Below are 7,076 nucleotides of genomic sequence, written 5' to 3'. Positions count from 1 at the left end.
CGCGCGGTGTCGTGGCTCTGGACATGGAGACGGCCGCGGTCGCGAAGGTGTGCGAGCAGCGCGGTGTCGCGTGGTCCGTGGTGCGGGCAATCAGCGACCGGGCCAGCGTGGACGCCGAGATCGCGGGCCTCATCCACTCGGATGGCACGGTGAACCTGGCGGCCGTGGCCGGCTTCCTGGTCCGGCGCCGCGGCGCTCTCCCCCGCCTGATCCGGCTCGGCAGACACGCCACGCTGGCGACCAGGAGGGCGGCCGAGGCCGCGATCATCGCGGTTGCTGAAAAGTCTTGACTGATTCCAGATAAGAGCGGCATATTGGGTTCGTGTCGTCGACGTCGACGGATTACTCGGCACAGCTGCGGATGGCCGATCTGCGGGTGACCCGGCCCAGGGTCGCCGTCTTGGAGGCGGTCCACGCTCGTCCGCATGCTGACACCGAGACGATCCTGTCGGCGGTGCGGACCGGGCTTCCCGATGTCTCTCGCCAGGCCGTGTACGACGTTCTCAACGCGCTGACCGCCGTGGGTCTTGTTCGGCGGATCCAGCCGTTAGGCATGGTCGCCCGCTATGAATCGCGGGTCGGCGACAACCATCATCACGTCGTGTGCCGATCCTGCGGGATCATCGCCGACGTCGACTGTGCAGTCGGTGAGGCGCCGTGCCTGACCCCGTCGGACGATGACAACGTGCTGGATGGTTTCGTTCTCGACGAGGCCGAAGTCATCTACTGGGGTCTATGCCCCGACTGCTCGACGGCAAATTCCGGATCACAGCCGTGATCACAGCTCAATTCACCTAACCCTGAAAGGAATACTGTGTCATCCGATACAACCCATGGTGGCAGCGAAAGCGAAAACCCGGTGATCTCCGCCCCCACACCGAAGGCGCATGCTCCCCTGACGAATCGCGACTGGTGGCCTAACCAGATCGACGTGTCGAAGCTGCACTCGCACCCGCTCCAATCCAACCCGCTCGGCGAGGACTTCGACTACGCCACGGAGTTCGCCAAGCTCGACGTCGAGGCGCTCAAGGCTGACGTAATCTCGGTGATGACCACCTCGCAGGACTGGTGGCCCGCCGACTACGGTCACTACGGCGGCCTGTTCATCCGGATGAGCTGGCACGCCGCGGGTACCTACCGCATTCACGACGGCCGCGGCGGCGGGGGCCAGGGCGCCCAGCGCTTCGCCCCGATAAACAGCTGGCCGGACAACGTCAGCCTGGACAAAGCTCGCCGGCTGCTGTGGCCGGTCAAGCAGAAGTACGGCAACAAGATCTCCTGGGCGGACCTGATCATCTTCGCCGGCAACGCAGCCCTGGATTCGTTCGGGTTCAAGACCTTCGGCTTCGGCTTCGGCCGCCCTGACATCTGGGAGCCCGAAGAAATTCTCTTCGGCGAAGAGGGCACCTGGCTGGGCACCGACAAGCGCTACTCCGGTAAGCGGGACCTCGCGCAACCCTACGGTGCGACCACCATGGGTCTGATCTACGTGAATCCCGAAGGCCCCGAAGGCAAGCCGGATCCAGTCGCCGCGGCAGTAGACATCCGCGAGACGTTCGCCCGGATGGCAATGAACGATGAAGAGACCGCCGCACTCATCGTCGGCGGCCACAGCTTCGGCAAGACCCATGGCGCCGGCGACGCCGATCTGGTCGGCCCCGAGCCGGAGGCCGCCCCGATCGAACAACAGGGTCTGGGCTGGAAGAGCTCCTACGGCACCGGCAAAGGCAAGGACGCCATCACCAGCGGCCTGGAGGTCGTCTGGACCACGACCCCGACCAAGTGGGGCAACGGGTTCCTGGAGAACCTGTACGGCTACGAATGGGAGCTGACCAAGAGCCCCGGCGAGGCGTGGCAGTTCACCGCGAAGGACGGCGCCGGCGCCGGCGCCATCCCCGACCCGTTCGGCGGGCCGGGCCGCGCCCCGACGATGCTGGTCACCGACATCTCGTTGCGCGAGGACCCGATCTACCGCGAGATCACCCGGCGCTGGCTGGACCACCCCGAGGAGCTGTCCGAGGCCTTCGCCAAGGCGTGGTACAAGCTGCTGCACCGCGACATGGGCCCGATCAGCCGCTACCTCGGGCCGTGGATTCCCGAGCCACAGTTGTGGCAGGACCCGGTTCCGGCCGTGGACCACGCGTTGGTCGACGACCAGGACGTCGCCGCGCTGAAGGCCAAGGTGCTCGACTCCGGTCTGTCCGTTTCTCAGCTGGTCAAGACAGCCTGGTCAGCGGCGGGAAGCTACCGCAACACCGACAAGCGTGGCGGTGCCAACGGTGGACGGCTTCGCCTTGAGCCGCAAAAGAACTGGGAGACCAACGAGCCCGCCGAACTGGGCAAGGTGCTGCCGGTCCTGGAGAAGATCCAGCAGGACTTCAACGGTTCGGCCTCCGGCGGCAAGAAGATCTCGCTGGCGGACCTGATCGTGCTGGCCGGCTCGGCGGCCGTGGAGAAGGCGGCCAAGGACGCGGGTCACACCGTCACGGTGCCGTTCACGCCGGGTCGCACCGACGCCTCGCAGGAGAACACCGACGTGGAGTCCTTCGCCGTGCTCGAGCCGCGGGCCGACGGGTTCCGCAACTACGCTCGGCCGGGCGAGAAGGCTCCGCTCGAGCAGTTGCTGCTGGAACGGGCCTACCTGCTGGGTGTGACCGGTCCGGAGCTGATGGTGCTCATCGGCGGTCTGCGTGCCCTCGGCGCCAACCACGGCGGCAGCAAGCACGGCGTGTTCACCGACAAGCCGGGCCTATTGACGACCGACTTCTTCGTCAACCTGCTCGACATGGGCACCGAGTGGAAGCCGTCGGAGACTGCGGAGAATGTCTACGAGGGCCGCGACCGGGCCTCGGGCGCTCTCAAGTGGACGGCTACCGCGAATGACCTTGTGTTCGGCTCGAATTCGGTGTTGCGCGCACTGGTCGAGGTGTACGCGCAGGACGACAACGCGGGGAAGTTCGTGGAGGACTTCGTCGCGGCATGGGTCAAGGTCATGAACAACGATCGGTTCGACGTCAAGTAACACCGGCCTGTTCGTCGACAACGGTGCGACACCCCCGCAAGCCAGTGGCTCGCGGGGGTGTCGTCCTCTGTTCGATTGACTGGTTCCGTCAGCATGGAACAGGATGACCCCAAGCGGTCAGGGGAGGCTGGGAGTCGAATGGCTGACATCACCACGTTGATCCTCGCCGACCATGATTGGTTCCGCGAACAATTCGCCGAGCTGGATTATCTGCAGGCGCAGACGCCGGTTAACCGCGCTGCACTCGAACGGGTTTGGCGTCCGCTTGCCGACAAGCTGGATGTGCACGCCTACATCGAAGAGAAGATCTTCTACCCGCAACTGCTGAAGCGGGGCGCCGACGATCCCGAAGGCGAAACGCTCGATGCCATCGGTGATCACAATGACATTCGCGATGGAGTCCGCACCGCCAACGCGGCCCGGGTCGGCACTGAACAGTGGTGGACGGCGGTCGGCCGCACCCGGGTGGCCAACGACGACCACATGGGCGAAGAAGAACGGCAAGGACTCTCGGACTTCCGTCGCCATGCCCCCGTAGGCCTTCGCGAAGCACTCGGACGGCAGTACAGCGAGTTTATGGATCAGCACCCCACCACCGAGGGATTGCCGATCGTCGATCGCGACCCGCAGCGCTACGTCGAGGACCTCGAGAACCCCTCGCCGAAGCGCACCGACGGTTCCCTTAACATCGGCAGCCTGAAGGGCGTCAAATAGCCCCAAATAGCGCGAGCCGCAGCAGGTTTCAAATTACGACGACGTCAACTCGGCAAGAAGCTCATGACAGTGGTGCGCCCGTTGTGAGTCTTGGGACATGACATCTTCAAAAAACGAGGCAACGTCATCCAGCCCAGCGTTTTTCGCATCACGGACATAGTGTCCGTAGTCATGGCCGGCTTTGAGTGAGTGACATTGCAGTGGGATGAGGTCGAACGTGACGTCGCTCAATCCGGCTGACCCAGTGGTGCGTCCCGTTCGTCGATGACCTAAACGCGTCAGCTCGCTGAACCGCACTATGTCGGAAACGTGCGGGCGCCGTGTTCGAGCGGCAGACGCACCGCATTCACGAGATAGCTTACGGTTCTATAGGTTCCGGCAAGCATGAGTAGCTCGAGGATGGCCTCGTCGCTGTGGTGTGTGCTCAACTGCGCCCATAGCTCGTCGTCGACCGTGCAGTTGGTTTGCAGGCTGTCGCAGAGCCGGATCAGGACGCGATCCCCGTCGTCCCAGCACGCATCCTGTGGTCCTCCTGTCGTCAGCGAAGTGATCTGCTCCTCGCTCAACCCGGCTTTGGCGGCGAAGGTGCTCACGTGCACTCCCCACTCGTACTCGGCGCCGCAGGACGCGGTGACCCGATCGATGACGATCTCGCGCTGGCGGATCGTCAGGTGCCCCCGGTCGAGCAGGCCGGAGTTGAAGAACTTGAAGAACAACCGGTGGTCGCGGGCCAACGTGGTGAACAGCACCAGCGGGGGGTTGCCACGCATGATGGCGTCGATGGCCTGCTGGACGTCGGCGGGCAAGGGTTGCGGAGCGGGCGCAATGCGCGCGCTATGGTTTTTATAGCAATTCATCCTGGCACTCTACGCCGCGATGCTACAAAATATGAAGCATGTCAGCTCCGCGGATCGGCAAGCCAGTACGGGGATCCATCTCCGGACGGCCCATCATGGTCGCCCTCGATGCCCTGGGCCGGCGCGGCGCATTGCGCATCCTGTGGGAATTGCGCGGCGATCCGTTGACCTTTCGCGCTCTTCAGGCGGCGTCCGAGATGAATCCCGGCTCGCTCAACACCCGCCTCAAGGAACTGCGAGCGCTGCACATCGTGGAGCACTCCGATGGCGGCTATCACCTCACTGATCACGGCCAGGCACTCATGAACGCATTGAAGCCACTCCAAGCCTGGGCCGACGACTGGGCGCAAGGGAGCTGTGAGCCCCGCCACGATATTACCTACCAGTAACCTACGAAGGCGTAAGTTATTCAATATGCGTATGCCTCGGTCCTTGTCGCCGCAGCGCGACTCCGATTAACGCTTCCAGCCGCCGAGGCGACTGACCACCGAGACGGATGAAACGATTCACATGAGCGAATTGACGTACCTCGAATTGCACGGAGACCGGATCGCCTACCGGGATGCCGGCGTGAATCCGGAAGGCCCCGCGCTGTTGCTGATCCACGGGATGGCCGGGAGTTCGGCCACCTGGCGGGCGATCATTCCGCAGTTGTCCACGAAATACCGTGTCATCGCGCCGGACCTGCTCGGCCATGGCATGTCCGCGAAACCGCGTGGGGACTACTCGCTGGGCGCCTTCGCGGTCTTTCTTCGCGACCTCCTCGACGAGCTCGGGGTGCACCGGGCAACCGTGGTCGGCCAGTCACTCGGCGGCGGTATCGCGATGCAGTTCGCCTACCAGCATCGGGATTACTGCGAACGGCTGGCCCTCATCGGCAGCGGCGGTCTTGGCCCCGACCTCAGTCCGATGCTGCGACTTCTGTCTGCCCCCGGCGCAGAGTTGGTGCTTCCGGTGGTCGCGCCGCAATCGGTGCTCAACCTCGGCAACAAGCTGGGCTCTTGGCTGACCTCAGCCGGGATCCGGGCGCCGCGTGCCGGTCAGATGTGGCAGGCGTACTGCTCACTGTCGGATTCAGCGGGCCGCCACGCGTTCTTGCGCACATTGCGCTCGGTGGTGGACCACCGTGGTCAGGCCGTCAGCGCGCTGAACAAGCTTCACCTGACTGCCGGTCTGCCCGTCGTGCTGATCTGGGGAGATCACGATCGCATCATTCCGGTCTCGCACGCCTACGCCGCACACGACGCGCTAACCGGCAGTCGTCTCGAGGTGCTCGAGGGGATCGGACACTTCCCTCACGTCGAGGCGCCGATGGCCGTGGCGAACATTCTCGAAAACTTCATCGCCACAACCACACCCGCGACGGACCTGGCAGCCCTGCATTGATGTTGCCGAGGCGGTAGCCGACTCAGCGCAGGTTGGTCGGGTTGAGATCCTCGGGCATCTGCTGGCCCGCGTCCTCGTAGGCCTTCTTGATCGCCGCCATCGCCGGCGCGCCGTAGTCGCGCTTCTTGGCCACCACCATGTCGTAGCTGGCCCTCAGCGGGTCCAGGTGCCCGCGAAACTCGGGAATCACGTAGCGGCCCATCAACTCGTAGCTGCGCAGCGTCGCCTCGCGGTCGGCCCAATCGCCGGCCAGCACCAGGAACCCGCCGAATCCGCCGGTGATCTTCTGCAGTCGGTGCAGCGCCTCGATCATGTCATCGGGCGTGCCAACGATCGCGGCGTCTTTGGCGATCTCCTGCTCCAAGGTGTAGTCGTTTTTCAGCCCGGCGACGCGCTTGAAGTAGCCGACGCGTTCGGTTTCCCGCCCTTCCCGCACCTCGGCGATCGCCTGCTCTCGGGTGTGCGCGAGATGCGCGCGAATCACCAGTCGCCATTCTTTGCGGCGAAGCTGCTTGCCGCTTTCAGCGGCGGCCTTCTCCCCCAACGCCCAGTGCGCGGCCAGATCCTTTTTGCCGCCGATCAGCCCGGCGCCCAGCGAAAGCACACCCACTCCGTGCATGCCCGCGGCCGTCATCCCCGACGGTGAGGTGCTCGATGCGACCGCGATCGGCATCGAGCCGTTTACCGGAAGCATTTGCAGCCGAGCCTCATTCAAGGTGAACCAGTCACTATGGTGGGTGACCGTCTCACCCGCGAGCAGCCGGATGATCACGCCGAGCGCCTCGTTCATCCGCGGCCGTTGCGTCACGGGATGATGCCCATCATGGTCGCGTCGGAGATCAACGCTCCGGGGCCGACACCCAGCATCGCCCGGCCGTGCGTGAGGTAATCGAGCTGGAGGCCGACGTGCTTCCGGCGGCGATGTCGACCGCCGTCCGGCTCACGCAGCTGGCGCCCCAGGCCGTAGAGGGCACGAAGATGGCGGTCAACCGCCTGCTCGCCATGGCGTGGGCGCGGTGCTGCCGTTGTCCCTGGCGTTGGAGGTCGCCGCGATGACTCGGCATCAGTCGGCACGCTACGACGCCGCCACCAGTTTG

The 7,076-nt window shown here is 64.7% G+C and carries 10 protein-coding genes; 6 read left to right on the top strand and 4 right to left on the bottom strand.

Features of this window, described 5'->3' with window-relative positions; translation table 11 throughout:
* The 4 genes from ACLP9N_RS21090 to ACLP9N_RS21075 form a co-directional block, all read left to right on the top strand.
* The coding region (locus ACLP9N_RS21090) for a phosphorylase family protein (protein ID WP_442409243.1) at nt 1–290 on the top strand (290 nt) is incomplete at its 5' end.
* A gap of 71 nt (nt 291–361) precedes the next feature.
* Nucleotides 362–778, top strand: coding sequence for a Fur family transcriptional regulator (locus ACLP9N_RS21085; protein WP_442371785.1), 417 nt, complete (start codon nt 362–364; stop codon nt 776–778).
* A gap of 36 nt (nt 779–814) precedes the next feature.
* Nucleotides 815–3,022, top strand: a complete 2,208-nt coding sequence (gene katG, locus ACLP9N_RS21080) for a catalase/peroxidase HPI (protein ID WP_442409242.1) — start codon at nt 815–817, stop codon at nt 3,020–3,022.
* Between the two features lie 138 nt (nt 3,023–3,160).
* Nucleotides 3,161–3,736 carry a hemerythrin domain-containing protein gene (locus ACLP9N_RS21075; RefSeq protein ID WP_442409241.1) on the top strand — a complete coding sequence of 192 codons (576 nt, stop codon included), beginning with the start codon at nt 3,161–3,163 and terminating at the stop codon, nt 3,734–3,736.
* Between the two features lie 33 nt (nt 3,737–3,769).
* Here ACLP9N_RS21075 and ACLP9N_RS21070 read toward each other — a convergent pair whose 3' ends face one another.
* Together ACLP9N_RS21070 and ACLP9N_RS21065 are read right to left on the bottom strand one after the other, a co-directional pair.
* Nucleotides 3,770–4,018, bottom strand: a complete 249-nt coding sequence (locus tag ACLP9N_RS21070; RefSeq protein WP_442409246.1) for an acyl carrier protein — start codon at nt 4,016–4,018, stop codon at nt 3,770–3,772.
* Between the two features lie 14 nt (nt 4,019–4,032).
* Nucleotides 4,033–4,593, bottom strand: a complete 561-nt coding sequence (locus ACLP9N_RS21065; RefSeq protein ID WP_442409240.1) for a carboxymuconolactone decarboxylase family protein — start codon at nt 4,591–4,593, stop codon at nt 4,033–4,035.
* A 38-nt stretch (nt 4,594–4,631) separates the two neighbouring features.
* Between ACLP9N_RS21065 and ACLP9N_RS21060 the strand changes: the two genes are divergently transcribed.
* Both ACLP9N_RS21060 and ACLP9N_RS21055 read left to right on the top strand, forming a co-directional pair.
* On the top strand, nt 4,632–4,982 hold the full coding sequence (locus ACLP9N_RS21060) for a winged helix-turn-helix transcriptional regulator (protein WP_442409239.1): 351 nt from the start codon (nt 4,632–4,634) through the stop codon (nt 4,980–4,982).
* A 121-nt stretch (nt 4,983–5,103) separates the two neighbouring features.
* Nucleotides 5,104–5,979 (top strand): alpha/beta fold hydrolase, encoded by an 876-nt coding sequence (locus ACLP9N_RS21055; RefSeq protein WP_442409238.1) that lies wholly within the window; start codon nt 5,104–5,106, stop codon nt 5,977–5,979.
* A 22-nt stretch (nt 5,980–6,001) separates the two neighbouring features.
* Here the strand turns inward: ACLP9N_RS21055 and ACLP9N_RS21050 are convergent, their stop codons facing one another.
* Together ACLP9N_RS21050 and ACLP9N_RS21045 are read right to left on the bottom strand one after the other, a co-directional pair.
* Entirely contained in the window at nt 6,002–6,787 is a 786-nt protein-coding gene (locus tag ACLP9N_RS21050; RefSeq protein WP_442409237.1) for an LLM class flavin-dependent oxidoreductase, read from the bottom strand.
* Nucleotides 6,784–7,053, bottom strand: a complete 270-nt coding sequence (locus ACLP9N_RS21045; RefSeq protein WP_442409236.1) for a hypothetical protein — start codon at nt 7,051–7,053, stop codon at nt 6,784–6,786. The genes ACLP9N_RS21050 and ACLP9N_RS21045 overlap by 4 nt, the downstream gene beginning before the upstream one ends.
* Nucleotides 7,054–7,076 lie beyond the last annotated feature (23 nt).

It is taken from the genome of Mycobacterium sp. (genome assembly GCF_052144515.1).
In the GTDB taxonomy this organism is placed as follows: Bacteria; Actinomycetota; Actinomycetes; order Mycobacteriales; family Mycobacteriaceae; genus Mycobacterium.
This window is presented reverse-complemented; position numbering and strand designations above follow the sequence as displayed.

Coding starts and splice junctions, on each gene's coding strand:
- ACLP9N_RS21085 (WP_442371785.1), top strand. CDS start 362: ATGGCCGATCTGCGGGTGACCCGGCCCAGGGTCGCCGTCTTGGAGGCG.
- ACLP9N_RS21075 (WP_442409241.1), top strand. CDS start 3,161: ATGGCTGACATCACCACGTTGATCCTCGCCGACCATGATTGGTTCCGC.
- ACLP9N_RS21055 (WP_442409238.1), top strand. CDS start 5,104: ATGAGCGAATTGACGTACCTCGAATTGCACGGAGACCGGATCGCCTAC.
- ACLP9N_RS21060 (WP_442409239.1), top strand. CDS start 4,632: ATGTCAGCTCCGCGGATCGGCAAGCCAGTACGGGGATCCATCTCCGGA.
- ACLP9N_RS21065 (WP_442409240.1), bottom strand. CDS start 4,593: ATGAATTGCTATAAAAACCATAGCGCGCGCATTGCGCCCGCTCCGCAA.